Annotated in this window: 15 protein-coding genes; 7 read left to right on the forward strand and 8 right to left on the reverse strand. The window is 69.0% G+C overall.

Features of this window, described 5'->3' with window-relative positions; all coding sequences use genetic code 11:
- Positions 1-100 precede the first annotated feature (100 nt).
- Together KY661_RS06045 and KY661_RS06050 are read left to right on the forward strand one after the other, a co-directional pair.
- Positions 101-2,362, forward strand: coding sequence for a nucleoside monophosphate kinase (locus KY661_RS06045; protein WP_225409298.1), 2,262 nt, complete (start codon positions 101-103; stop codon positions 2,360-2,362).
- Positions 2,359-3,789 carry a Gfo/Idh/MocA family protein gene (locus tag KY661_RS06050; RefSeq protein ID WP_225409299.1) on the forward strand — a complete coding sequence of 477 codons (1,431 nt, stop codon included), beginning with the start codon at positions 2,359-2,361 and terminating at the stop codon, positions 3,787-3,789. Before KY661_RS06045 ends, KY661_RS06050 begins: the two co-directional genes overlap by 4 nt.
- Here the strand turns inward: KY661_RS06050 and KY661_RS06055 are convergent.
- Complete coding sequence (locus KY661_RS06055; protein WP_225409300.1) at positions 3,761-4,531, reverse strand: 3-hydroxybutyrate dehydrogenase; 771 nt, start codon at positions 4,529-4,531, stop codon at positions 3,761-3,763. The genes KY661_RS06050 and KY661_RS06055 overlap by 29 nt on opposite strands.
- Before the next feature lie 21 nt (positions 4,532-4,552).
- Between KY661_RS06055 and KY661_RS06060 the strand changes: the two genes are divergently transcribed.
- The 4 genes from KY661_RS06060 (at position 4,553) to KY661_RS06075 (ending at position 9,270) form a co-directional block, all read left to right on the forward strand.
- A complete protein-coding gene (locus KY661_RS06060) occupies positions 4,553-5,626 on the forward strand; it encodes a hypothetical protein (RefSeq protein WP_225409301.1) in 1,074 nt (357 codons plus the stop codon).
- A gap of 62 nt (positions 5,627-5,688) precedes the next feature.
- On the forward strand, positions 5,689-6,513 hold the full coding sequence (locus KY661_RS06065) for a hypothetical protein (RefSeq protein WP_225409302.1): 825 nt from the start codon (positions 5,689-5,691) through the stop codon (positions 6,511-6,513).
- Positions 6,514-6,533: 20 nt separating this feature from the next.
- Complete coding sequence (locus KY661_RS06070) at positions 6,534-8,555, forward strand: PEP/pyruvate-binding domain-containing protein (protein ID WP_225409303.1); 2,022 nt, start codon at positions 6,534-6,536, stop codon at positions 8,553-8,555.
- A 109-nt stretch (positions 8,556-8,664) separates the two neighbouring features.
- Positions 8,665-9,270, forward strand: coding sequence for a cysteine hydrolase family protein (locus KY661_RS06075; RefSeq protein WP_225409304.1), 606 nt, complete (start codon positions 8,665-8,667; stop codon positions 9,268-9,270).
- Here the strand turns inward: KY661_RS06075 and KY661_RS06080 are convergent.
- Positions 9,236-9,988 (reverse strand): hypothetical protein, encoded by a 753-nt coding sequence (locus tag KY661_RS06080; protein WP_225409305.1) that lies wholly within the window; start codon positions 9,986-9,988, stop codon positions 9,236-9,238. The two genes, KY661_RS06075 and KY661_RS06080, sit on opposite strands and share 35 nt — an antisense overlap.
- Before the next feature lie 206 nt (positions 9,989-10,194).
- On the opposite strand from KY661_RS06080, the gene KY661_RS06085 reads away from it, so the two are divergent.
- On the forward strand, positions 10,195-11,109 hold the full coding sequence (locus tag KY661_RS06085) for a glycoside hydrolase 64/thaumatin family protein (protein WP_225409306.1): 915 nt from the start codon (positions 10,195-10,197) through the stop codon (positions 11,107-11,109).
- Between the two features lie 20 nt (positions 11,110-11,129).
- On the opposite strand, the gene KY661_RS06090 is transcribed toward KY661_RS06085, so the two are convergent.
- The 6 genes from KY661_RS06090 to KY661_RS06115 form a co-directional block, all read right to left on the reverse strand.
- A complete protein-coding gene (locus KY661_RS06090; RefSeq protein WP_225409307.1) occupies positions 11,130-12,902 on the reverse strand; it encodes a hypothetical protein in 1,773 nt (590 codons plus the stop codon).
- Positions 12,903-12,939: 37 nt separating this feature from the next.
- Positions 12,940-14,883, reverse strand: a complete 1,944-nt coding sequence (locus KY661_RS06095; protein WP_225409308.1) for a PhoX family protein — start codon at positions 14,881-14,883, stop codon at positions 12,940-12,942.
- 98 nt (positions 14,884-14,981) lie between these two features.
- Entirely contained in the window at positions 14,982-15,455 is a 474-nt protein-coding gene (locus KY661_RS06100; protein WP_225409309.1) for a heme-degrading domain-containing protein, read from the reverse strand.
- A gap of 6 nt (positions 15,456-15,461) precedes the next feature.
- Positions 15,462-16,328, reverse strand: coding sequence for a nucleotidyltransferase (locus tag KY661_RS06105; protein ID WP_075011095.1), 867 nt, complete (start codon positions 16,326-16,328; stop codon positions 15,462-15,464).
- 136 nt (positions 16,329-16,464) lie between these two features.
- Positions 16,465-21,957 (reverse strand): DNA repair ATPase, encoded by a 5,493-nt coding sequence (locus tag KY661_RS06110; RefSeq protein WP_225409310.1) that lies wholly within the window; start codon positions 21,955-21,957, stop codon positions 16,465-16,467.
- Positions 21,958-22,072: 115 nt separating this feature from the next.
- Positions 22,073-24,292, reverse strand: a complete 2,220-nt coding sequence (locus KY661_RS06115; RefSeq protein ID WP_225409311.1) for an SPFH domain-containing protein — start codon at positions 24,290-24,292, stop codon at positions 22,073-22,075.
- Positions 24,293-24,305 lie beyond the last annotated feature (13 nt).

The raw sequence follows: 24,305 nt of genomic DNA on the forward strand, positions 1-24,305 counted from the left end.
AGTCTTTCACACCCACATTTCGCGTGAAACCGCGAGGGGCCGGGGCTGTGCGCTGGGAGGCAGTGGGGCCTCGTGCCCAGCCCTGGTAAGCTCTCACGGCATGGCCGCAACCTCCCTGTTGCGCACGACGCCGGTGTGCCCCATCGACTTCGAGCCGCCCCTCCCCCCGGGCGCTCGCACCCTTCAGCCGGTCGAGGGGGTCCCTGGCGCGTACGTGCTGGCCCCCGTCCTCTCCCGTGCGGAGTGCGAGCAGCTCATCGCAGCCTCCGAGGCACTCGGCTATGCCCCCAAGAAGAGCCGCCGCTCCGGGCCTCCCATCCGCACCAACACCCGGCTGCTCTACGAGGCCCACCCCGGACTGAGTGACACGCTGGCCCAGCGCATGCGCCCCCACCTGGAGGCCATCGACGTCCACACGGTGGGGCCGTGGCGGTTGGCGGAAGGAAGCCGCCTGATGAACGAGCGCTGGAGGATGAACCGCTATGCGGCGGGAGAGGAGTTCTTCCCCCACTTCGACACCGGCTATGAGCTCAGCCGGGATTGCCGCTCGCTGCTGAGCGTCATCCTCTATCTCAACGATGACTTCGATGAGGGCGAGACCGTCTTCTTCCCCGGCGGACAGACGCGGGACCACATGCTTCCGGGAGACACGGATGCCCACGAGGTCCGCGTCCGGCCCGCAGCGGGAACCGCCCTGGTGTTCCATCACTTCGGGCCGCTGAATCCTCGCCACTCCGGGCTCGCGCCCGTCCCGAGGCCACGGTCCAAGTACGTGATTCGCACGGACGTCTTCTACACGCGGACCCCTCCGCCCGGCAGCGCCACGCTCTTTGGCCGGAGCCCGTCCAGCCACCGGTGCGTGGTGCTCCTGGGGCCTCCCGGCGCGGGCAAGAGCACCCAGCTTCGCCAGGTCTCCCAGGCGCTGGGCTACACCGGCATCGACTTCGGGCACTGCATTCGCAGCGAGTCGGCACGCTCCAGCGAGCTGAGCGCGCGCATCCAGCAGTTCCGGCGCAAGCGCTCGGCCTTGCAGGACGCGGCCTTTGGCGCCACGGGCGAGCATCGGCGGCCCTCGGGGTGGTTGCCCAATGCGCTGTGCCTGGAGCTGCTGGAGAAGCAGCTCGAAGGCCTGGGGCCCACCTCGGGGGTGGTGCTCGATGGCTTTCCCCGCATGCGGTCCCAGTCCAACTTCCTCGAAGGCGACCGCTGGCAGTTACTGGCCGCCATCTACCTGCGCGTGGATGACGCCACGCGGGCGGAGCGATTGCAGGGCCGCACCCTGGATCCCTCCACGGGGCAGACCTTTCACGCAGGACAGGTCCCCCCGGCCGCAGAGGGCTCCGTCGTCCGGCGCCCCGAGGATGCCCCGGGGTCCGTCCAGGCCCGGATGGTGGACTGGGAGCAGGACACGCGTCCGCTCCTGGAGCACTACGCCAAGCGCGGCGTCGCCGTGGATGTGGACGGCGGTGGCTCGCCCGAAGCGGTGACGCAGGCCATCCTCCATGCCCTGTCCCGCCGGCTCCTGGAGGAGGCCGTCGCGCTGTTTCCTCCTGCCCTGGCCACGCTGCTCGGGGAGGCCCCCTGCGATGGGGTGAACCACTCATCCCGCCTGGACTCGCTGGTGTTCCGTTACCCGCCACCGTCCGGCCCCGTCCTCTACCTCAAGCTGGCGCCCCCCTGGGGCGCCCCGCTGGCCACCGAAGCCACCTTCCTCCAGTCCGAGACGGCCCGGCGGCTGGCGCTCCAGGTGCCCGTGTTCCGGGGCCTCTTCACCCTGGGGGGCGACGTGCAGGCCCTGGTCACCGAGGAGCTTCCAGGGGCTTCCGCCAAGCGCGCGGCCCAGGCCTGTGCCCAGGATTCGGAACGCGCGGCGCTCGTGCGCCACCTGGCCGAGGCCCTGCGAACGTTCCACACGGCAGAGCCTCCGGAGGGGCTGGCCCGTTACGCCCTCCCGGCCCTGCTTCAACGGGCCCGGGAGCGCCTCCAGCGGGGGGACGTCCCACCGCGCAACTTCACCGCCAAGTATGGCCCGCCCCTGGAAGGCATCGAGGCGCTGACCCGGGAGCTCGACCGGTTGGAGTCCGCCGCGAGGATGCTGCCCGAAGGGCCTCACGTCCTGCTCCACGGCGACCCGTGCCTGCCCAACTTCCGGGTGGATTCCACGGGGGCGTTCACCGGATGCCTGGATCTGTCGGGCGCCGGGGCGGGAGACCGGTACTGGGATCTGGCCCTGGCCCACTGGTCCGTGAAGCACAACCTCGGCGAGCGGTGGGCGGAGGCCTTCCTCGAAGCCAGCTGCGGGGACACCCTCGATCGGGACCGGCTGAGCGTCTTCAGCGGTCTGCGCAGGTTCTTGGTGTGAGCCGTTCTCACGCGTCCATCCGCCACGTCGCGCTCATTGGCCTCGGCTGGCATGCCCGCCGTGTCTATTACCCCTGGCTCGAAGAGGCCGCGCTTCAGGGGCGCGTACACCTCAGCGCGGCCGTGGACCTTCACAGCAACAGCCAGGCCGTGCGCGGCTACCTCGCCCAGCGGCGGGTGGCTCCGGACCAGCTCCTCTTCACCGAGCCCACCCAGCCCTGGGCCCCGTTGCCGGAAGAGCTCCTCGGGCAGCTCGCGGGACTGCGGGCCGCCGGGCAGCTGGACGGCGTCATCATCTCCACCGAGCCGCGCGCCCATCAACGCTACGTGATGTGGGCCCTGGAGAACGGCGTCCACGTGCTGCTCGACAAGCCCATCACCGCCCCGGCCTCCGCCGCGAGCGCCGCGGAGATCGCTCAGACGCTCTGGAGCGGCTTCGAGGACATCGCCCGGGCCCTGGCCGCCTCTCCCGCCCGCCTCGTGGTGCAGGCCCAGCGCCGCATGCACGCGGGCTACCGCTTCATCCAGCGCTACCTGGAGGACTTCATCGGGGAGTACGGGGTGCCGGTGTCCTTCCTGGACGTCTACCACGCGGACGGCATGTGGGTGATGCCCGGCGAGTGGGACCGCGAGCACCACCCGTACAAGCACGGCACCGGCAAGCTGCTGCACTCGGGCTACCACTTCGTGGATCTGTGCTCGTGGCTGCTGGAGTCCTCCGCGCACGCGAACCCCGCGCCCAGCGAGCTGGAGTTCCAGGTGCAGACCTTCGAGCCCAAGGACTTCCTGGCGCTCCTGGACGGCCGTTACGAGCGCCTGTTCGGCCCGGAGCAGGTCCCCACCCCGGTGCCCTCCGTGGCCCACTATGGGGAGATGGACCTCACCCTCATGGGCCGCGTCCTCACCGGCGAGGCCGTGCAGACGCTGGTCTCCCTCCAGCTTCTCCAGAACTCTTTCTCGCGCCGCGCCTCCCCCGCTCCCGCCGCGGACCCCTATAAAGGTGCGGGGCGCGTACGCCACGAGCGCATGAACCTTCAGGTAGGCCCGCTGCTCAACCTCCAGGTCCACTCCTACCAATCCTACGAGACGCGGGATGCCCGCACGCCGCTGCCCTATGGGCCGGGACACCTGGACCACTTCGATGTCCACGTGTTCCGCAACGCGGATGCCGTCGGGGGCGCGCCCTTCGAGAAGCTCGAGTTCGGCAAGGCCGCCCAGCCGCACGGCCACAACGAACAGGCGCGCCTGGCGCTGCTGGAGGCCTTCCTCGACGGGCGGCCCAGTGGCTCCGAGCTGGAAGACCACCGGCGCACCAACCTCTGGCTGTCCCGCATCTACCAGGCCATCCACGGACAGCGGACCGGGGCGCAGGCCACGGGCCGCATGCCCTGGAGCGGACCTACCGCGCGGTCCACCCACAATCCATGACCTGCGCGCTCCCGGTGATGCCGCCGGCGGCCTCGGAGCAGAGGAACATCACGTAGGCGGCCACCTCGGCGGGCTCCAGCAGGCGCTTCACCGCCGCGGGGGCCAGCATCACCTTCTCGATGACCTCCGTCTCGGACAGGCCGTGGACCCGGGCCTGGTCGGCGATCTGCTTCTCCACCAGCGGCGTGCGCACATAGCTGGGGCAGACCGCGTTGACCGTCACGCCCTTGTCCGCCGCCTCCAGCGCCACGGTCTTCGTCAGCCCCATCAAGCCATGCTTGGCTGAGATGTAGGCGGACTTGTACGGGGACGCCACCAGCCCATGCAGCGAGGACATGTTGATGATGCGTCCCCAGCGCTGGGCGTACATCAACGGCAGCGCGTACTTCGTCAGCAGAAAGGGGCCGATCAACATGATGCGCAGGAGGTGCTCCCACTTGTCTTCCGGGAAGTCCTCCACCGGCGAGACGTGCTGGAGCCCCGCGTTGTTGACCAGGATGTCCACCCGCCCCCACTCCTGCTTCGCGCGGGCCATGAGCGCCTGGCAGTCCTCGCGCGAGGCGATGTCCGTGCGCTGAAAGAGGGCGCCCGGCAAGTCCCGGGCCGCTGCCTGGCCCCGCTCCGCATCCAGGTCCGCCATCAGCACCCGGACGCCCTGGGCGCTCAACGCCTGCGCCACCGCGAGGCCAATGCCGTTGGCCGCCCCCGTCACCACCGCGCACTTCTGTGACATTTCTCCCATGTCCTCCTCCTCCAGGACGGCATGGTGGAGCAAGCCACCCCGGAATTCTACTCCCGCCTTGCCCTGGCGGCCCAGGCGCAACGGCCCCGCGAGGACTACTTCAGACTTCCCGTGAAGAGCGCCCTCACTACGATCCTGACGAGTCACCGGAAGAGACTTCTGCGCACAGGCTTCCTCCTCCTGCTCGCCGCAGGGGGAGCCTACTGCGGCAGCTCACCGTCCACCCCGGACACCGGGGAAGACACGGACAGCGCCGGGCTGGCCTACACCCCCTGCGGCCTGGAGGCGCGAAGCGGCCAGTTCACCGTCGAAATGGGGGACGGCCACACCTCGGTCCAGGGCCGCGTCCTCAACGGCGTCGTCCCCGCCAACGTGCGGCGGGCCGAAGCGCAGGAGGGCGAATGCCGCCTGCTGCGGGGCCGCTCCCTCTTCTGCAGTCCCGCGTGTGACGCCTCCCAGGCCTGTGGCGAGAACGGCGTCTGCATCCCCTACCCCACGGCCCAGAACGTGGGAACCGTGCGGCTCCAGGGCATGAAGGTGGACCTCGCCCTGACGCCCAACTCGGCGAACTTCTACTTCAACGCCGGAACCTCCCTGCCCGCTGTCGACGAGGGCGCCCCCCTCAAGCTGGAGGCCAGCGGCGCACAAGTGCCCGCCTTCTCCTTGAGAGGCCGGGGCCTCCCGCGGCTCGAGGTTCCCAGCGGGCCCCTCACCGTCGAGCGGGGGAAACCCGTGACGGTCTCCTGGACGCCCCCGTCCACACCGGGAGATGCCCGCATCCAGATCGTCATGGACCTGGCGCACCATGGTGGCATCGCGGCCTCGATCGAGTGCGACGGGGTGCGGGACTCGGGCAGCTACGCCATCCCCGCCGGGCTCATCACCCAGTTGATCGACGTGGGGGTGGCGGGCTTTCCCAAGGTCACGATCAGCCGCCGCACGGCGGACTCCACGGAGACGCCCGTGGGGTGCGTGGAGCTGCTGACCGTCTCCCAGACAGAGCGGGAGCTCACCCTGCCAGGGCTCGTGTCCTGCAGCAGCAACGAGGACTGCCCCGCGGGGCAGCGCTGCCAGGCGGACCTGACGTGCCAGTGAGGCGAGAGCCCAGGCAACAGGAGCACACCGGTTTTGAGCAACCCAGGCAGGAGTCTCACGTCATGAAAAGCACGCTCGTTGTTTCCGCCGTTCTCTGCGGTCTTGGGATGGGGGCCGCCTCCTGTGGGGATTCGAGCACAGCCCCCTCGCAGCCTTCCGCCGGGATTCCCTCGAAGGGGGATGGCAACACCGGCGGGCCGGGGGGTACGGGGTCCTTCAGCTTCTTCGTGACCAGCCTCGAGTCCATGCGGGAGCTGTCGGGCAGCGAGAACGGATTTGGTGGCGATCTCCGGTTTGGCGAAGCCACCGGCCTCGAAGGCGCGGACAAGATCTGCCGGACCATCGCGGAGAAGGCGGTTCCAGGCTCCGGACAGAAGGTCTGGCGCGCCTTCCTGAGCGCCTCCACGGGCGGGGCCAACGGCGGCGTGGTCCACGCCATCGACCGCGTGGGCGAAGGCCCCTGGTACGACCGGAGCGGCCGGCTCGTGGCCCCCGGCAAGGCCGGACTCCTGGCCATCCGTCCCCAGGCGGCCGCGCAGATCCAGAATGACCTGCCCAACGAGCGCGGCGAGCCCAACCGCCAGGGCGTCGACAACCACGACATCCTCACCGGCTCGAACAAGCAGGGCCAGTACGCGGGAAGCAGGGCCAGCACCTGCGACGACTGGACGAGCGCGACGGGCTCCACCGGCAAGCCGAACATCGGCCACTCCTGGCCCCGCAACTCGAGCAACCTCTCCAACGGCGGCAACTGGATCTCGGACCATCAGGCCCCGGGATGCGCGGCCGGCGTCAACCTCTCCCAGCGCGGCCCCGGCGGAAGCATGCCCACCGTCGGAGGCAGTGGGGGCTACGGCGGCATCTACTGCTTTGCCCTCACCCCGTGACCCTTTTCCAGGAGCCTGCCTTGCGTTTCTCTCCCCTGCTGCTCGCGGCCCTGGTGCTGGGCCTCGCCTGCTCCAACGCCGCCTCTTCCGGCGAAGCGCCCATTCAAGAGGGAGCCTGCGCGCTGGAGGCGGCGGCCCCCCGCCCTGCCTTCCTGGCCCGCCTCGGGTGCCAGGACGACTTCAACGCCCTTGCCTCCGAGCCCCTCGACAGCAGCATCCCGGGCGCCCGATCGGTGAAGGTCGTGCTGGATCAGTTCGACAACGACACGCTCTACTTCCAGGACAGCACGGCGTACGCGATTCACTATGCGTTCGTCTCCACGAACCTCTCGGGCGCGGGCAAGCCGCTCGTGGGCTCGCTCGCGGACTTCAACCAGACCGAGTACTCCGCCCCCGATCGCCGCTTCCTGCTGGGCTCCGTTACCTATTACGAGGGGCCGGATGTCTGGGCCCTGGAGATCGCGCCCTATGACACCGCCTCCGCGGCGCTGATCACCAAGCTGTACGGTGCCGTCCGCCAGGCGGGGTTCTTCGGCCCCTCGCTGTTCTTCCATCCAACGTCCCAGGCCGTCGCGGCCGAGGCGAAGAAGCTGGCGGCCTCCGTGCCGGTGAAGACGACGGACGCGCTGTTCGCGGCCATCGATTACCAGCCGCTCAACCTCGCGTCCTCGATCGGCAGGCTGAGGTTCGTCAACGCGGCGGACCTGGAGAAGACCTATCTGTCCTACCGCGACATCGTCGTGCTGGACCGGGTGCCCAACGGCATCTCCGTGGTGCTGGGCCTCATCACCGAGGAGTTCCAGACGCCCCTGTCCCACGTGAACGTCCTGTCCCAGAACCGGAAGACGCCCAACATGGGGTTGCGCAACGCCATGGCCAACGCCCAGCTCCGGGCGCTCGATGGAAAGTGGGTGCGGCTCACCGTGGGCGCCTTCACCTGGAACATCACGGAGGTGACGGGCGCCGAGGCGGATGCCTACTGGGAGGCGCACAAGCCTGTGCCCGTGCAGCTCCCCGCCGCCGACCTGACGGTCACCGGCCTGCACGACATCGGCCAGGTTGTCACCGAGGGCTCGGGCTCCCTGCGGGATGCCATCAAGCACGCCATCCCCGCCTTCGGTGGCAAGGCCGCCCACTACGCGGTGCTCGCCAACACCCCGGGCCTTCCCGTGCGCCAGGCCTTTGTTGTTCCCGCCGCGTACTACGTGCAGTTCATGGAGGAGAACGGGTTCTACGAGCGCCTGGACAGGCTGATGGCGGACCCCGCGTTCCAAGAGGACCCCGCGGTGCGCGACGCGCGCCTCAAGGAGTTCCGGGACGCCATGGAGCAGGCCCCCGTGAACGCCGGGTTCCAGGCCCTGCTCAAGGCCAAGATGGCCGCGGACTACCCCGGGCTCACTCTGCGCTTCCGCACCAGCACGAACAGCGAGGACCTGGAGGGGTTCCCCTGCGCCGGGTGCTACGAGTCCCATACCGGTGACCCCAGCGACTGGGAGGATGTCCTCGACGCCATCCGGGAGACATGGGCCAGCATCTGGCTGTTCCGCACCTTCGAGGAGCGCGCCTACAGCAGCATCGACCACACGTCCGTCGTGATGGCGCTGCTGGTCCACCACAACTTCCCGGACGAAGAGGCCAACGGCGTGGCGCTCACCGCAAACCCTTTTGATCCGTCGGGCTTGCAGCCCGGCCTCTACGTGAACGTTCAGGCCGGAGGCGACGCGGAGGTGGTGCATCCGCCCCCGGGCATCACCAGCGATCAGTTCATCTACGCGTTCCATCAGCCCGGCCTGCCCCTCACGTACCTGTCCCACTCCAACCTCGTGAAGGAGGGCGAGACGGTCCTGACGCCTGCCCAGGTCTTCGAGCTGGGCAAGGCCCTGGATGCGATCCACGAGCGCTTCTCCCCGGCCTACGGGCCCCGGGCGGGCAACACGGGCTGGTACGCCATGGATGTCGAATTCAAGTTCGACGCCGAGCCCGGCCAGGTTCCCACCTTGACCGTCAAACAGGCCCGCCCTCACCCAGGCCGGGGACAGTAAGTCCCCCGGCCGTCCCGGGCTTGCCTGCCTGGTCTGGAGACGAGCCCGCGCCTGGTCCTGGGCGCCCGGCTACCCTCCGCGCCCGGGGGGACGCACCTCAGGAAGCAGTATGTCCGAACATCGCTCCAAGTCGGCGCTGCTGATCATCGACGTCCTCAACGACCTGGAGTTTCCCGGGGGCGAGAAGGTCCTGCCCTGGGCCGAGAAGATGGTCGAGCGGCTCGCCCCGGTCGCCGAGCAGGCCCGGCGCGAGAAGGTGCCGGTCATCTACGTCAACGACAACTTCGGCCAGTGGCGCAGCAACTTCAGCGAGCTCTTCGAGTACTGCACCCGGCCCGAGGCCCGCGGCCGGGAGATCGCCCGCGCCCTCAAGCCGGGGCCGGACGACTACTTCATCGTCAAGCCCAAGCACTCGGCCTTCTTCTCGACCGCACTCGTGCCGCTCCTGGAGTACCTGGGAACGGAGCACCTGGTCCTCTCGGGGATCGCCACGAACCTCTGCGTCTTCTTCAGCGCGCATGACGCGCACATGCACGAGTACACCATCACCGTGCTGAGCGACTGCTGCTGCGCCGAGAGCGATGCCGATCACGACATCGCCCTGGATCAGCTCAAGCGGTTCCTCAAGGTGCGGATCTGCCGGGGGGACGAGCTGGACATGGCCCGCCTGGGCAAGGACGTCAAGGGCTCCCCGTCGCCCCGAGGGCCTCACTGAAGTCCAGCTGCGCGGTGAGGCTGGCCCGGAAGGACTCGGCGCACGCGGCGTCCGTCTTGGGCACCAGGGCGCACTGCCGCTCCGCCAGGGCCTGGGGCCCGCTCGCCGCCCGCTCGAGGCGGCCGTTGTAGTCCTTCCAATCGTCCCGGGAGAGCTGCTGCGACGGCGTGTCCGACGGCTGCACCTGGGCGGGCGCCTGGGCCGCCGCCGCCTGGGTCTTCTTCTGGTACTGGCTCAGCACATCCGCGCGCTTCGGCGCCTGCTGGGCATAGGCGTCCTGCGCCGCCGCGATGGCCTTCCAGTCACCGCGGGCCCAGGCGTCCGCGTAGAACCCGCGCCAGGCATGTTGCCGCTGGAGACACTCCTGCTCGGTGCCGCCGTACCCGGTCCCCATCAAGCGCTCCCCGGTGGAGACGTCCACCCAGTTGGCCTCCTCGATGGCCGCGCACGCATCCGCCACCCAGCGGTTGTAGTCCGCCTGAAGCCCCATCCACTGCTTGAAGGCCGGCGGATCCTTCTTCTTGAGCGGCAGGAGGACCCGGTCGATCGACTTGTTCATCGCCTTCTTGAGGCAGGTGGCGCGGGCCTCCAGGGCGGCCTTGAACTCCACGTTGGAGTCCGGCTCCTTCTTGGGAGCAGGGCAGGCCTTCTGGGCCCACGCCTCCACGGGGGGCGGGTTCGTACCGGACAGGACCAGGGTCAGCAGGAGCGGGAGCATGGGCACGGTCTAGCAAAGAAGGCTGGTGACAGCCGTCACCAGCCCCAACAGCAGTCACCAGGGACAGGTCTCCCCCAGGGTCCGTGCATGTACGTCTTTTCGCGGACTTGTGGGTCTCCCGGAGCTGGCACGGCGTGTGCTCTTCCCCCCGACATCAGGCCCGGTCGCTGACCGCTCTCTCCACCCTGCTGCCGAGGAACCCCGCCATGTCCATTTCCTCCCTCTCCCGCTCGCCCGCCTCCATCCCCGCGTACTCCAACACCCAGGGCAACGCGCCGGTGGCCCCCCTGGCCGAGCAGGGCTTTGGCCTGAAGTCGCTGAGCACGCCGCAGAGCAACCCCCTCCAGAAGCTGCTGCAGAGCGACAGCTTCGAGTCCGGCAGCCCGCTGGCCTCGCTGGGCAAGCAGTTCGAGCAGATCAACCAGCTGCTGACCAAGGCCATGGAGCTGCTGGGCGGTGGGCAGGCCGGTGGAATCGGCGGCGCCGGTGGCGGCGTCCCGGAGCTGGGCGGCACTCCCCCGGCGGCACCGGCCAATGCGGCGGCCCCGGTGGCCCCGGCGAACGCGTCGAAGAACGCGTCCAAGACGGGCAACACGATGGAGTTCACCAACGACGGCACCAAGCCGATGGAGATCAAGTTCACGCCGAACGCCGGTGGCCAGGAGATCGAAGGGCTGACGCTCCAGCCCGGCGAGTCCATCACGAAGGAGTTTCCCTCGGGCTGGTCCGGCAACTTCCGCAGCACGGCCGGTGACGGCGCGGCGGCCACCCTCGGCGAGGTCGCCTTCAACGGCGGCGGCAACCAGACCTACTACGACGTGAGCTACATCGAGGGGAACAACGCCAGCATGACCATCACGCCCGAGAGCGGCGGCCGCGTTTCCGGCACGCTGGACAACCTCGCGGAGCTCGCCCCGGACTCCATCAAGGCCAAGAACGCCGACGGCTCGGTCTACGGCGTGAAGAAGACCACCACGTCGGATGTGCAGGACGCCTCGGTGGTGGACTTCTACCGGAAGCACGTCGGCGCCGACCAGGGCTACGTCATCCCGAAGGACGACGCGAGCACCCTGGGCACCGGCGACACCCACCTGAGCGTGCACCTCAAGGACGTGTTCTAAGCCCCACGTCCCCGGGCCCCTCAGCGCGCCGCGCTCTTCTCGGGCGCCATCCAGCCTGGGGTGACCGGCTCCAGGATGCCCGTCGCCCCGTCCTGCTCCAACCGGAGCAGCACCTTCGGGGCGGCGCCCACCACCACGTCCCGGCCCCGCTCGAACTGCTGCGCCTTCACGAGCCCCAGATACGCCCGGTTCAGGCGCAGCGCCCGGTCCGGCGAGGGCATGAGCAGGGACGCGATGTCCCGGGAGAGGGTGTTCACCGCGGCCGGCTGGAGCGTCCCATCCGGCCGGAAGAACCGGGCCTGGATCTCGTCGTTGCCGCCGAAGTCATCGCCCCCACCCACCTGTTCGAGCCAGTGGGCATACTCCCCTCGCCCATCGGCCCGCTTCGGCTCGGGAACGCCCTTCATCCCCCGCTGCCCCCAGTGGTACCAGCCCCCCCGGAAGGCCGAGGCCGGGTCGAGCTTGCGCGCGAAGCTGAAGGTGCCGTCCGTGGCCGCCCCCACCCCGCCATGGCACCCGATGCAGGCCGCGGTCTCCTCGATGTTCTGGGGACGCAGCGCTCCGCCCGCGTCCTCGATGAACCCCTGCATCAACCAGCCGGTGCCCGTGCCCACCCCACGCTCCGCGTCCGCGAGCACCGTCTTCAGCTTGTCGGGATTCCGCAGCTTCTCCCGGGCCTCCGCCTCGGCCTGGAGCTGAAGATCGCTGTACGTGAGCCAGCGCGTCTTGCGCATGTAGCGCAGCTCCTTCATGCGGGCCGCCATGCGCACCTCGCCTCGCTCCACGTCGAGGTAGCGCAGGCTGTGGAGGAACTCGGTGCCCCGGGGATACAGGCCCGCTGCGGGCCAACCGTCCCGCGCCCGGTCCAGCCCCGCCGCCTGGCCCACGTAGCCCAAGGCTTGCCCGGGCTTGGGGGGCCACACGAACGCCACCCGCGAGGCCATGCCGAGTCGGCCATCCCCGTCGAGGTCCGTGCCCAGCTCGCGCTCATCCGTGGACGGCACCGGCACATCCACCCGGCGGATGTACGCCTCCAGGATGGCGAGGTTGATGCGGTACACGGCCGGGCTCTCCCGGCCCTCCCGGTCCCGCCGGAACTCGGCCGGCAACCGGATGAGCACATCGCTCGCGCTCCCGTTCGCCGGCCAGAACAGGCCCGGGAACGGGGCGTAGGCGAACGCCCGCCAGCCCGTCATGCTTCCATCGGGGGCCCGGTCGAACCCCTCACTGTCCGGCTGAAAGGCACAGTCCGGGACGTAGCCCTCCCAGCGGCCATCCCCGTTCGCGTCCCACGCGGCCGGCGGATTCGCCAGCGCCTGGGCGAGCGTCCGTCCTCCCTGCGCGTCCACGTAGTTGCTCGACCGCACCCACGCCAGCAGCTCCGCCTCGGGCAGCTCCACGGGTGGGGGCGGCCGGTGCACGTTCGTCCAGCGGTTGTCCTCGGCGGGACGCGGCACCGAGAGCAGGGTCTGCACCTCCGCATCCTCGGTGTAGTTGGGAGCGCGAGGCTCCTGGTGACAGGAGAAGCAGCCATTGCGCGTGCGGCCCCCCGGCACATCCTGGGTGGCCGCATAGCACTGCGCTGGAATGTAGGCGGACGGGTTCGTCAGCCGGGGGGCCTGCCGCGCCTGGGCGGGAAACGCCGCCTGGAGCGCCCCCTGGACTTGGGCCACCGGCACCTGCTGAGCCCCGGGCGTGTCCCGGCGCTCAGGGCCCCTGCGCCAGGCGGTGACCGCTCCCCCAGCGAGCAAAGCGGTCACCCCTACGGCTCCTGCCACCTTCCAACGGCTCATGAATGCTTCCTGATCTGTCCTGAGGGTGCGCGGGTGCTCAGTTCATCGCGGGGAACGGCCCGATGTACCCCGTGTACGAATGCGTCACGCTGGGGTCCGAACCCATCTTGTCGGTGTCGGATTCCCCGTAGGGGTGCTGCACCTGGGTCTTGATGTACGCGTACCCGTTGATGTCCGGGTAGAAGTACACGCCCGTCGTCTCCGAGCCGTAGGGCGCGGAGAAGATCCGGGTCAGCTCCCGCGTGGTGAGGTTGTAGGCCCACACCATGTCGTTCTGGTGGCCGTTCACGGTGTCCTCGCCGATGAGCAGCGTGTCGTAGCCATTGATGAAGGACAGGTTGTCCGGATTGGCGATGTGGCTCACGCTGCACACGTTCGCCGGCGACGTCTTGATGGCGCCCGCGCCGTCCACGTAGGTGTACGTCGGGTCGTGGTAGGGGCTGGTCTCCGGGTAGTAGCTGCTGCCCGGCGAGCCCAGCCACACGCCCTCGACCAGCGCCGAGGCGGTCTCGGCCACGTAGTCACTGCCGATCTCCGTGTTGGGCGCGATGACCATCTCGTAGACCGCGCCGCAGTCATTGCGGGCCAGCCGGACGTGGTTGGGGCCACCCAGGTCCCGGTTCGTGGGATCGTGGATCATCCCGTTGTTCAGCTCGCTGAACGAGACGTAGAGCCGGTGGTTCGTGGGGTTGTAGGTGATGCCCTCGGTCTTGCGGAACTCGGTGGTGGCGCCCACGTAGGCCGCGTAACGGCGGGTCTCCAGGCGGGAGGCCGCCAGCTCCTGGCCCGGCTTCAGCCGCAGGCACTCGCGGCCCGTCTCGGTGTTGATGGACCGGAAGCCCGAAGCCGCGCCCGGGCACGTGCCGTCCGCGGACTGGGGCTCCGTCTCGAAGATGTGGGAGAACTGGATGCCGCCGTCGATCAACGCCTTCACCTGGGCGTTCGTCGCGCTGGGCCCCAGCGGAATCCAGTACAGGTCCGCCCGGCCCGCGCCCGCGCCCGCCGGGCTCGTCTGGAACCAGCGTGCCGCGTAGAGCTGGCCCTCGGACAGGTCCCCTTCCCGCGTGGCCACGAACATGTTGAAGCCGTCGTTGACGCCATCGTCGCTCAGGTAGGCCGTCCGGCGGTCCGGCATCACATAGGCCAGCTCCAGCGCGCGGCGGCCCGCGGCGTAGTGCTTGGCCACGGTGGTGTTGCCCGAGCCGTCGACGGAGACCTCGATCACGTAGCCGTACCGGTACGGCGAGTAGACCGCCTTGGCCTGCTCGATAGTGGCGGTGGTGGGATCCAGCCCCCAGTAGCGAAGCATGGAGCGATCCGCGGAGGGCAGCGCGCTCACCGACGTGGCAGTCTCGAAGAGCCGCGCATCCGCCGGGTACTCCTCGCTGGAGAGGTTCGTGTTCCAGGGGGACACGCTGCCCGCGCACGGCGTCCAGTACCCTTCCACGCTCGAGAAATCGATGGGCCGGGTGCTGATGGCCGTGAGCTTGCCATTGGAATCCTGGCTCAGCTCGGACAGGTACATCGCCGCGGGGGTGGTCTCGAACTGGGTGAGCTCGAAGATCCGGTTGTCCTTCTGGATGAGCGCCGAGAAGTCATTGGACGGGGAGATGAACTCCGAGCCGTCCGTGTTCTTCACCGGGCTGCCATCCTTCTGGACCATCCGCCCGAACACATGCCCGGTCAGGGCCTTGCCCGTGCGCAGCACGGTCTCGTACTGAATGGCCACCTCCTTGCCATTCACCTGTGCCTTGGGGCTGGCGTAGACCGACCGCTTCTGCTCCGGGGTGACCGCGACGTTGATGGGCGTGAAGCTCAGCGACCGGACCGCACCTGGCGTGCCCGGAGACCCTGGAGACCCCGGGGGCCCTGAGGGGCCTTCCGGACCCGACGGCCCCGCCGGACCCGTGTCTCCCGTACACGCGACCAGCCCGAGCAAGGCCAAAGCTCCCCACCGGCACTTCGACTTCTGCGATTGCATTCCGTCCACTCCTTTGGTGGACGCAACATGCCACAGAAGGACGGGCGGCAACGCAAGCGCGGCCCCCCGATCTCAGCGTGTGGGTTCGACGGGCCGCGTCATGAGCCCCGGCGGTGGGCCAGCCGCTCGCGCAGCACCCCCACCACCAGCGCGTGGTCCTCTTCCTGGGCCAGCCCGGAGACGGTGACGGTACCGACACACCCCAGCCCCCGCAGCAGCAGCGGGAAGCTGCCCCCGTGGTCCACGAACTCGGTGGGGTCGATGTGCGGCTTGTCCGTGAGGCTCGTGCCCTTCGCGCCGTAATAGCGGCCCATGTAGAGCGAGCTGTGCCAGAAGCGGTTCACGGTGTTCTTCTTGCGGCGGATCCAGTCCGCGTTGTCCGGCCGGCTGCCCGGCAAGGCACAGTGCAGGACGGTGAGCTCACCGAGCGTCACCTCCAGCACCACGGGCAGCTTCTCCCGCCGCGCCTTGTCGAGCAGGGCGAGCCCCAGGCCCATCACCTCGTCATGGTCGAGCCGGTCGAACTGCAGCTCGGCCTCCTCCGCCAGCAACTGCTCCAAGGTGATGGGCACGCGGTCTCAGTCCTTCTTGTAATCCCGGAACGTGGAGACCTCCTCCATGCGCGCATCCGCATAGCCCCAGTGCTGCACGTCCACCCGGTACTGTCCCTGAGCGATGATCATACCCCGGCACAGCTTCTTCTTGTCGGGCTCGTTCTTCTGGTTGCGCGCCCGCTCCAGCAGCTCGTCCCAGACCCACTGGGGCACGTGGTCGCGCTGGCCCGGGTAGGCGAAGCGGTAGAACGTCACATGGGCCAGGAGCACCTCCCAGTGCGGCTCGAACCGCTTCATCAGGTGCTTCCAGTCCATCTGCTTGCCGCGCGCCAGGATGAGGTGGTTGATGTCCGTGCCGTCGAAGCGCTCGCGCTCGCACACGAAGGACTTGGACCAGATGATGTCCTCGGGCGGCGCCACCAGGATGGGCAGGCCGTGGACGACGCCCGGGTGGGCGCGTTCGATCCACAGGTCATCCACCACCGCCACGCCGTTGCCCGAGCTGAAGATGAGGTCGGCGAAGTACTCGTCGTTGGCGTAGGCCTTCGCGATCCACACCGGGTCATGCATCTTCGTCTGGAAGGACATGCCGGACAGGACCGTCATGGCGCGCTCGACGTCGTCGCGCTTGAGGAAGATGTCCAGGTCCTTGGTGTCCCGGTAGATGCCCGTATAGAGGTGCAGGGCGTAGGCGCCCGCCACCACGAAGGGAATCTCCGCGTTCTTGAGCGCGCTCAAGGCCAGCAGGTGCGCGCCCCGCTCGATCGGCGGGCGCTGGTCCGCCTGCATGGGCGGAGGCGCCTTGCTGGGCCGCTTCATCGGAGGCGGCGAAGAAGGCTGAGGGTGAGGACCGCTATCATCCGCAATCGTCTGGTTATCCGTATCGCTCATGACCCTTCCTTCGTTGGTCTGCCGGAGAAGGTAGGGATGGGAGCGGCCAGGCGTAATGCAAAGGGAGAGGGGCCTGCCTGGCCGGCTGCTGTCCAACTGGGCAGCTCCGGCCTCCGCGGCCCCTCCCCTCACGGCCTCAGCGGGGCTGGCTCATGGCCTGGACCAGCTCCAGCGCCTCGGTGACCGCCTGCCAGACGTGCATGGCCTTGATGTCCTCGGCGCCGGTCTGGAGGCTGCGCTTCGCGGCCCGCTCCAGGGGCTCCAGGGCCGTCTGAATGAGCGAGATCTGCCGGGGCAGATCGACCGGCAGCGGCGCCGAGGCAGCCCGCGCCAGCGAGGGGGCCACGGTCACCGGGCGCTCCGCCATGGCCGTCACGGCCTTCGTGAGCTGCGCCATGACGGGCCCCAGGTCTACCGGCCCCGCGCCCCCGGCTGCGGGCGCCGTGGGCTGCAAGGAGCGCTCGGCCAGCGCCTTCAGCACCTTCGCCAGGTGCTGGAGGTACGGCGTGAGGTCCGGGCCGGGCGGCACCTGCACCACGGGCGCGGGCGCGGGCGTCTCCTTCACCTCGCGCGCCACCCGGGCCACCTCCAGCACCGCCTCGCGCAGCGCGTCGAGGTGTGGCGCCATGGGCTCCGCGCCCGGCTTCTTGTCTTGCTGCCCCTGGCGCACCGTCTCCGCGGCCTGCGACACGGCCTGGCCCACCACGCCGAGCTGCTCCTCGATGGCGCTGAGCTGGCCGGTGACGCGCGCCACCGGATCGTCCTCCTTGCCGCCCATGCGCTTGACGCGCGCGAAGCCCTGTTTGATCTCCTCCCAGCGCTTCGCCTTCTCGGGCGTGAGCCGGCCGCGCATCTCCTGGAGCTTGAGCAGGTTCTGCTCGGCCGCCGTGGTGAGCGTCTGGGACTCGCCCTGGTAGTGGTCGTCGATGAGCCGCTCCAGCTCCTCCTCGGTCATCGCCGCCACGACCTTCTCGGTGAGCTTGTTCATGTTGCGGTAGCTGCCCTGCAACTTGAAGGCGGGCTCCGTGCGGAACCGCTCGTCCTGCGCCGCCGAGGCGATGTACTGCAGGTTCACCTTGAGCAGCACCTTCTGCACGCGGAACAGCCGCTCGAACACCGCGACAATTTCCTGCAGCTCCGCCGCCGCGTAGCCGTAGGACAGCTCGCCCGCGGGCACCTCTTCGCCCTTGGCCATGCGGATGAGCTTGTGGATGTCCGCGGGCTCGCGCGTGGCCAGCGGCGCCAGCGCCGGGTTCGAGGTGAGCCCGTTCTCGATGTAGCTGAGCGCGAACAGCTCTTCCTTCCCGTCGAGGATCTCACCCAGGTTGTAGGTGTCCGCGCGGTTGGCGAGCATGTCCGGGATCCGGAAGCGCTCTCCGGTCTCCGTGTACGGGTTGCCCGCCATCACCACGCAGAACTTCTTGCCGCGCAAATCGTACGTGCGCGTGCGGCCGTTCCAGACGCCTTCGATGCGGCGCTGGCCGTCGCACAGGGAGATGAACTTCTGGAGCAGCTCCGGATCCGTGTGCTGGATGTCGTCGAGGTAGAGCATCACGTTGTTGCCCATCTCGAACGACAGGTTGATGCGCTCCACCTCCTGGCGCGCGGTGGCGTTGGGCGCCTCCGCCGGATCCAGCGACTTCACCGAGTGGCCCAGCGCCGGGCCGTTGACCTTCACGAAGGTCAGCCCCAGCCGGCTCGCCACGTACTCCATGAGCGTCGTCTTGCCGTAGCCGGGCGGCGACATGAGCAGCAGCATGCCCATGCGGTCCGTGCGCTTGTTCTCCCCCGCCGCGCCGAGCTGCTTGGCCAGGTTGGCGCCGATGAGCGGCAGGTACACCTCGTCGATGAGCCGGTTGCGCACGAAGGACGAGAGCACCTTGGGGCTCAGCTCCTCCAGGCGCAGCTTGCGGCGCTCGCGCTCCAGCAAGTCCCTCAGCAGCGCCCGGTACTCGTGGTAGGCGGGCACCCGGAGCTGCCGGAACTCGCCCAGCCGCGCCAGGAACTCGTCCAGGCGCACCACCAGCTTCCGGTCGGTGATGCGCGGGTGCTGGCCCAGCAGGTCCGTCACCTCCAGCGAGGTGAGCGCCCCGGCCTCCTGACGGTCCGCCTTGCGCTCGGTGAGCAGCAACACCGCCGTCTCCACGGCCACGTGGGCCGCGGAGCCCGGACCGTCCTCGCGCTGGGCCAGGTAGCCATCCACCCACGCCCGGGCAATCCGCAGCCGCTCGGGGAGGTTCTTCTCCAGGCCACGCAGGTCCTCGTCGAACGCGGAGCGGTTGCCCCGCCGGTCGAGCTGGCCGAGGAACGCCTCTTTCACCGCCACCGCTTCGGCGCTGGTGGTGAAGCGCGGACGCTCCCCGCCCAGCTCCTCCACGAGGTAGCGCCCCGCCTGGCGGGCCTCCGCTGGCGAGTGCTCGATCCGGTGCGCCGTGAGGAACGCGCCCACGCGCTCACCCAGCTCGTCCCCGAGGACCACCAGCTCCGAGCCACTGGCGAACACCGAGCGCAGGCGGGCGAGGCTTCGCGCCCGGCGGTGGAGCACCGCGCGCCCCGCGGCATCCGTGTCGAACGCCCAGTAGAGGACCGCCCAGGCCCGGGGCGTGGGGGCGAAGCGCAGCAGGCCCGCGCCCTGGTGCAGGTGGAGCAGCTTCTCCAGGAGGGCGGCCGTGTCCACGTCGTGGATGCCGCGCTCGTACCCTTCGTCGTACTTCTCCGCGGAGTAGGCCCGTACGCGCTCCAGCAGCGTCCCCGAGGGGATGGCCTCGTGCAGGGCGGTCAGGCTCAGGCCGCCCCTGCCCTCCTCCGCGTCCGCGAGGATGGACGCGGCCAGGTACTCCGCCCGGTACACCTCGCGCGTCTCGGAGACGAGGTGCTGCTCCCACAGCGCCCTGTACTTCTCCAGCGCCGGGTCCTCCAGGCGCACGGAGTAGTCCGTGCCGGTGAGCTGGAGGAAGAGCGCCCCGTCCCGCGGCACCAGCGTCAGCTCCAGCGTCTGCGTGTTGACGTTGAAGCGGTGCTTGCCGAACTTGATGACCGCCTGGCCGTCCTCGAAGAGATCCTGCCGGTCTCTCAGGGCGCGCAGCGCGTCCTGGCGCGCCGTCTTCACGCGCGAGAGGACTTCATCCGAGCGGACGCTGTCCTGCAGCTCCATGAGCTGCTCGGCGAGCTGCCGCAGCTTCTGGATCATCGAGTCCGAGGCGAAGTACGTGTTCAGCTCGTCGTCCGTCTTGAACGACTTGGCCCGGCGCTGCACGCCCACGAGGATGCGCTCGGCGGCGCTGAACAGGTTCTGCGCCCGGCGCTGGCGCTCATCCAGCAGCGCCTGCTTCTTGGCGCCGAAGGCCTCCAGCAGCTCCTCGCGCTTCTGTGTGATGGGCTCCAGGAACTCGTCGAACTCCCCGAAGCGGCCCTCCAGCTCCTCGAGCTGGACGGTGAGGCGGGACATGGCCTCGTCGCACTTCTCCGGCGAGTCCGCCCCGGACAGTGCGCTCTCGATGTTCTGCCCGAGCAGCTTGAACTGGGCGCCGAACTCCGCGCGCTTCTCGCGGCCCACCAGCTCCTTGCGCCGGGCCTGGAGCCCCGCGCGCACGCGGTTGAGCCGGGAGAACAGCTCGGAGATGCCCTCCAAGATTTTCGCCCGCGCCAGCGGATCACCCACCTGGAGGCCGCCGACGACCTCGCCAAGCACTTCCAGCCCCTTGCCCACCTTCTCGATGTCCTCGGAGAGCGGGGCCAGCTCCACCGTGGTCTGCACCGGCTCCAGCTTGCCGAGCAGGATGTCCAGCCGCTCCCCGATGGGCTGAAGCGCCTCGCCCTTCTGGAAGAACTCCACGCACCCGGCGCTGACGCGGTCCGACTCCTCGACGACCTGCTTCTCCAGCGCCTCCACCCGGGGGAGCTCCATGTAGCGGATCTCCCTCAGGGTGATGAGGTGGCCGCGCTGCTGGCGCAACTCCGTGAGGGCCTGCATGTAGGCCTCGGCGTTGGTCAGCTCCTCCGGGCGCACCTTCAAGAGCAGCGCGGCCTGCTTCACGTCGGCCTCGGCGAGCGCCTCCGTGGCGCGCTTCTGCAGCGCCTGGACCTTCTCGAACTCGTCGATGATGGACTCGGAGGTGCGCCGCAGGGCCTCCATGGGCTCCTGGAGCTTCACCTCCGCATGGCCCAGCCAGTAGTAGGCGTCCAGGGCCCGCGTCACCGCGGCGATGATGTCCTCGTAGGTGCGCCGGGTGGGCTTCTCCGTCCGGGCGACGCGATGGAGGCTCAGCGCATCCGAGATGCCGCGCACCAGCTCGGCGTTGCCCACTTTGCCCAGGTAGCCGGGCACCGGGGGCGTGGCGGCGGCGTGCTCGGCGGACACGAAGGGCGTCTGCCACACCTGCATCGGGTGGACGCGGGTGGGCTCATTCGTGGCGGCCCGGAAGACCACCAACCCGCCGTCCCCGAAGAGGCTGAAGCCGTGCGCCAGCAGCGGGTTCTGCACCTCCTTGCGCACCAGGTTGTAGGGGAACAGGACGTAGCTGCCCTCGTCCCGGCGGTAGAAGATGTAGAGGACGTCCTCACCGTTGGGCGAGCGGATGGACTGCTTGAACTCCATCCCGGCCGAGGCGCCCTCGAAGACCTTGTAGTCCCCCGTCTGCAGGTAGAAGCCGCCCGGGAAGATGATGCCCTGGTCCTCCGGAAGCCGGACGCAGGCCTGGCCAATCGCATCGATGCGCAGCACGTGCTGGGTGCGCGTGTTGAACACCAGGTAGCGGTGCGCCTTCTCGCGGAACGGCAGCACGCGCAAGAGGATGAGGCCGCCCACCTTCGCGTAGGCGATCTCCGCGTCGTCCAGGGACTGGTCCGCGTCCTCCACCGGCTCGTTGTAGATGCCCAGGCCCGTGCTGGAGTTGTTCTCCACCTTGACGGTGAGATCGCCCTTCACCGTCTCGACGAAGACCTGATCCAGGATGTTGACGTGCGGGTGGGAGCCCAGCACGTAGTTCTCCCGCGTGGCCAACGTCCACTCGAAGTCATGCGACGGCGGGAAGATGTGCTCCTTCTCGCCCTGGTTGTCGATGTAGGTGGCCCGGCCCTCCACATCCATGCTGAAGCGGAAGACCTTGATGTCCCGCAGCGTCTGGCCCGTCTGGAAGACCGCCAGCAGCCGGGAGTCGGTGCGCCGAAGCTGGATGAGCTTCGCGTCCTTGTAATACTTGTACAGCTCCCCGAAGTCCTTGACGAACCGGGGGTCCGCCAGGAAGCCGCCCGCCTCGGTGGGGGACACGGTGGAGAAGTCGAAGCCCTCGGCCGTCTTCTCGAACTTGTGCAGCGAGAACACGTCCGCGACGGCCGTGTCCTTCTTCAGCCCGAGGAAGACGTTGTAGCCAAAGAGCAGGTACTTCCCGACGCTGACGATATCCCGCGGGACGCAGTTGTTGTCGGTGCGGACGCGCTCGTTGCCGATGACCGTCAGCTCGGTGCCTCCGAAGAGCGACTTGCGCCGCGTGTTGAGCTCCGCGGCACGGGTGCCCAACGCCTCCGCCTGGGACAGCAGGCGGGCGCGGATGACCTCGTAGCTGCCGCCCTCCAGCGTCGTCTCGCCCGCGGGCGCCGCGCCCTGGGGCTTCACGCCGTCAGTTGCCATGGTGGTTCACCGGAACGGAAAATCGAAAGAGAGAGAAACCCTCACCCCCTGCCCGCTCCCGGCCAGCGGGAGACGGCGGAGGTGAGGGCTTGAAACCGCCCAGAAGCGGCGGACGCTACTCGGCGGACTTCGGCGCGGAGGCGGGCCGGGCCACGCTCTCCACGACGGGGCTCGCCGTGACGACGGCCGGAGGCGGCGCGTTGGCCACCATGCGGTGCAGCAGCGCCGCCACCGCGAGGTTCTGCGCGTCGTTGGTGAGGCCCGGCTTGGACAGGATGTCCTTGAGGTCCGCCGGCAGGTCCTTCTCGCCGGTGAGGTAGCCCTGGGCCACGGTGCGCAGCACCTCGCTGTGCTCCAGCGCGCCGTCCACCGACGTGCCGATGGACACCGCCTTGACGAAGCGCTCGAAGAACTGGCCGTCGCCACCGACGATCTGGAACTTCGCGTTGGTGAACGCCTGGGCGAGCACCTTGGCCTGGGACTCGGCCATGTCCTTGCGCACCCGGATGGACTCCAGCTCCACGTCGCGATCTTTCTGGAGCCGCAGGCGGAACTCCTCGTGCTCGCGGCCCACGCCGTCCAGCGACTTCATGGAGGCGGCCTTCTCGGCCAGGCCCCGGGCCTCGGCCATCAGCTTCTCCTGGGTGGCGTGCGCCTCGGCCTCGCCGCGCTTGTGAATGGCGGCGGCCTCGGCCTCCTGGACGCGGGCGTGTGCCATGCCCTTCTCCTGCTCGCCCGCGGCCTCGGCCAGCAGCTTCTTCTGGATGGCGTCCGCCTCGGCCTGCTGGATGCGGACCTTGGCCATGCCCTTCTCCTGCTCACCCGCGGCCTCGGCCAGCAGCCGCTCGCGGACAACCTGGGCCTGGGCCACGCCCTGCTTCTCGATGACGGCGGCTTCGGCCTCCTTCACGCGCACCTGGGCCATGCCCTGCTTCTCGGCCGCCACGGCGTCCGCCTCGCGCACGCGCACGTCGGCCAGGCCCTGGGCGGCCGCCTCGGCCTGAACGCCCTCGGACAGCCGAATCTTCGCCTTGGCGGTCTTGTCCGCGGCCTCGAGGTCCGCGTCGGCCAGGGTGAGCCGCTCCTTGGCCATGAACTTGGCCACCTCGTTGCTGGCCTCGGCCGCCTTGATGTCCTTGACGAGCTTCTCCTGCGCGTGCGCCTCGGCGTTGATGAGCAGCGCTTCCTTGTTGCGCTTGGCCTCGGCCGTCACGCGCAGGTCCTTGATGCGCTCCTCTTCCTCGGCCACCGTCTTCTCCACGACGATGCGCGCCCGGATGACGTCCGCGATGGCCTTCTTCTCTCCCTCGAGGGCCTTCTCCTTGGCGATGCGCTGCAGCTCCGTCTCGCGCTCGCGGTTGATGGCCTCCAGGGCGCGGTCCTTCTCCACGCGCTCGGTCTCCACGCCCACCACGCGCTCGCGGTTCTTCTGCGCCACCTGGACCTGGCGGGACTTGTTCTCCTCGTTGATGGCGATCTCTTCCTCGGCCTTGATGCGGGCCAGCTCCGCCTTCGCGTGCTCCTCGGCCTTCACGCGGTCGGCCTCGGCCACCTCGCGCGCCTGGATGCTCTCGATTTCACGCTTCTGCTTGGCGGCGGCCTCGGCGCGCTGGCGCTCCAGGGCGAAGATGGCCTCGTCGGACTCGACGTTGCGCTTGGTGATGGCCATGCGCTCGCTCTGCTTGAACTCGTTGGTGCTGACGTTCTGCACCGTGGTGAGCTCGGTGATCTTCCGGATACCCTGCGCGTCGAGGATGTTGTCCTTGTCCAGCATCTCGACCGGGGTCTGCTCCAGGAAGTCGATGGCGCAGTCCTCCAGCATGTAGCCGTTGAGATCCCTCCCGATGGTGTTCACCACCTTGTCCTTGATCTCCTCGCGCTTGGTGTAGAGCTCCTCGAAGTCGAAGCTCTTGCCCACCGTCTTGAGCGCCTCGGAGAACTTGGCCTCGAAGAGGTTCTCCAGCGTCTCCTGATCGCTGGCGCGCACGCAGCCGATGGACTGGGCCACCTTGAGCACGTCCTCACGCGTCTTGTTCACGCGCACGAAGAAGGTGACCTTGATGTCCGCGCGGATGTTGTCCTTGCAGATGAGGCCTTCCTTGCCACGGCGGTCGATCTCCACCGTCTTGAGCGAGATGTCCATCACCTCGGACCGGTGGATGATGGGGATGACCACCGCACCCGTGAAGGTGACGACAGGCTCGCTCTTGAGCGTGTTGACGATCAGCACCTTGCCCTGATCCACCTGGCGGTAGAACCGGGCGATGACAATGAGGGTTCCGAACAGCAAGACGCTGCCGACACCCACGGCTCCAGCGACGGTAGGGAGATCCATTGCTTTCCTTCTG

The sequence above is a fragment of the Allostigmatella hybrida genome, assembly GCF_020103775.1.
Taxonomy (GTDB): Bacteria; Myxococcota; Myxococcia; order Myxococcales; family Myxococcaceae; genus Hyalangium; species Hyalangium aurantiaca.

Excerpts from the sequence above, each read along its gene's own strand:
- KY661_RS06090 (WP_225409307.1), bottom strand. The coding sequence starts at position 12,902 with ATGAGCCGTTGGAAGGTGGCAGGAGCCGTAGGGGTGACCGCTTTGCTC.
- KY661_RS06110 (WP_225409310.1), bottom strand. The coding sequence starts at position 21,957 with ATGGCAACTGACGGCGTGAAGCCCCAGGGCGCGGCGCCCGCGGGCGAG.
- KY661_RS06055 (WP_225409300.1), bottom strand. The coding sequence starts at position 4,531 with ATGGGAGAAATGTCACAGAAGTGCGCGGTGGTGACGGGGGCGGCCAAC.
- KY661_RS06060 (WP_225409301.1), top strand. The coding sequence starts at position 4,553 with ATGGTGGAGCAAGCCACCCCGGAATTCTACTCCCGCCTTGCCCTGGCG.
- KY661_RS06080 (WP_225409305.1), bottom strand. The coding sequence starts at position 9,988 with ATGCTCCCGCTCCTGCTGACCCTGGTCCTGTCCGGTACGAACCCGCCC.
- KY661_RS06105 (WP_075011095.1), bottom strand. The coding sequence starts at position 16,328 with ATGAGCGATACGGATAACCAGACGATTGCGGATGATAGCGGTCCTCAC.
- KY661_RS06075 (WP_225409304.1), top strand. The coding sequence starts at position 8,665 with ATGTCCGAACATCGCTCCAAGTCGGCGCTGCTGATCATCGACGTCCTC.
- KY661_RS06065 (WP_225409302.1), top strand. The coding sequence starts at position 5,689 with ATGAAAAGCACGCTCGTTGTTTCCGCCGTTCTCTGCGGTCTTGGGATG.
- KY661_RS06115 (WP_225409311.1), bottom strand. The coding sequence starts at position 24,292 with ATGGATCTCCCTACCGTCGCTGGAGCCGTGGGTGTCGGCAGCGTCTTG.
- KY661_RS06085 (WP_225409306.1), top strand. The coding sequence starts at position 10,195 with ATGTCCATTTCCTCCCTCTCCCGCTCGCCCGCCTCCATCCCCGCGTAC.
- KY661_RS06095 (WP_225409308.1), bottom strand. The coding sequence starts at position 14,883 with ATGCAATCGCAGAAGTCGAAGTGCCGGTGGGGAGCTTTGGCCTTGCTC.
- KY661_RS06045 (WP_225409298.1), top strand. The coding sequence starts at position 101 with ATGGCCGCAACCTCCCTGTTGCGCACGACGCCGGTGTGCCCCATCGAC.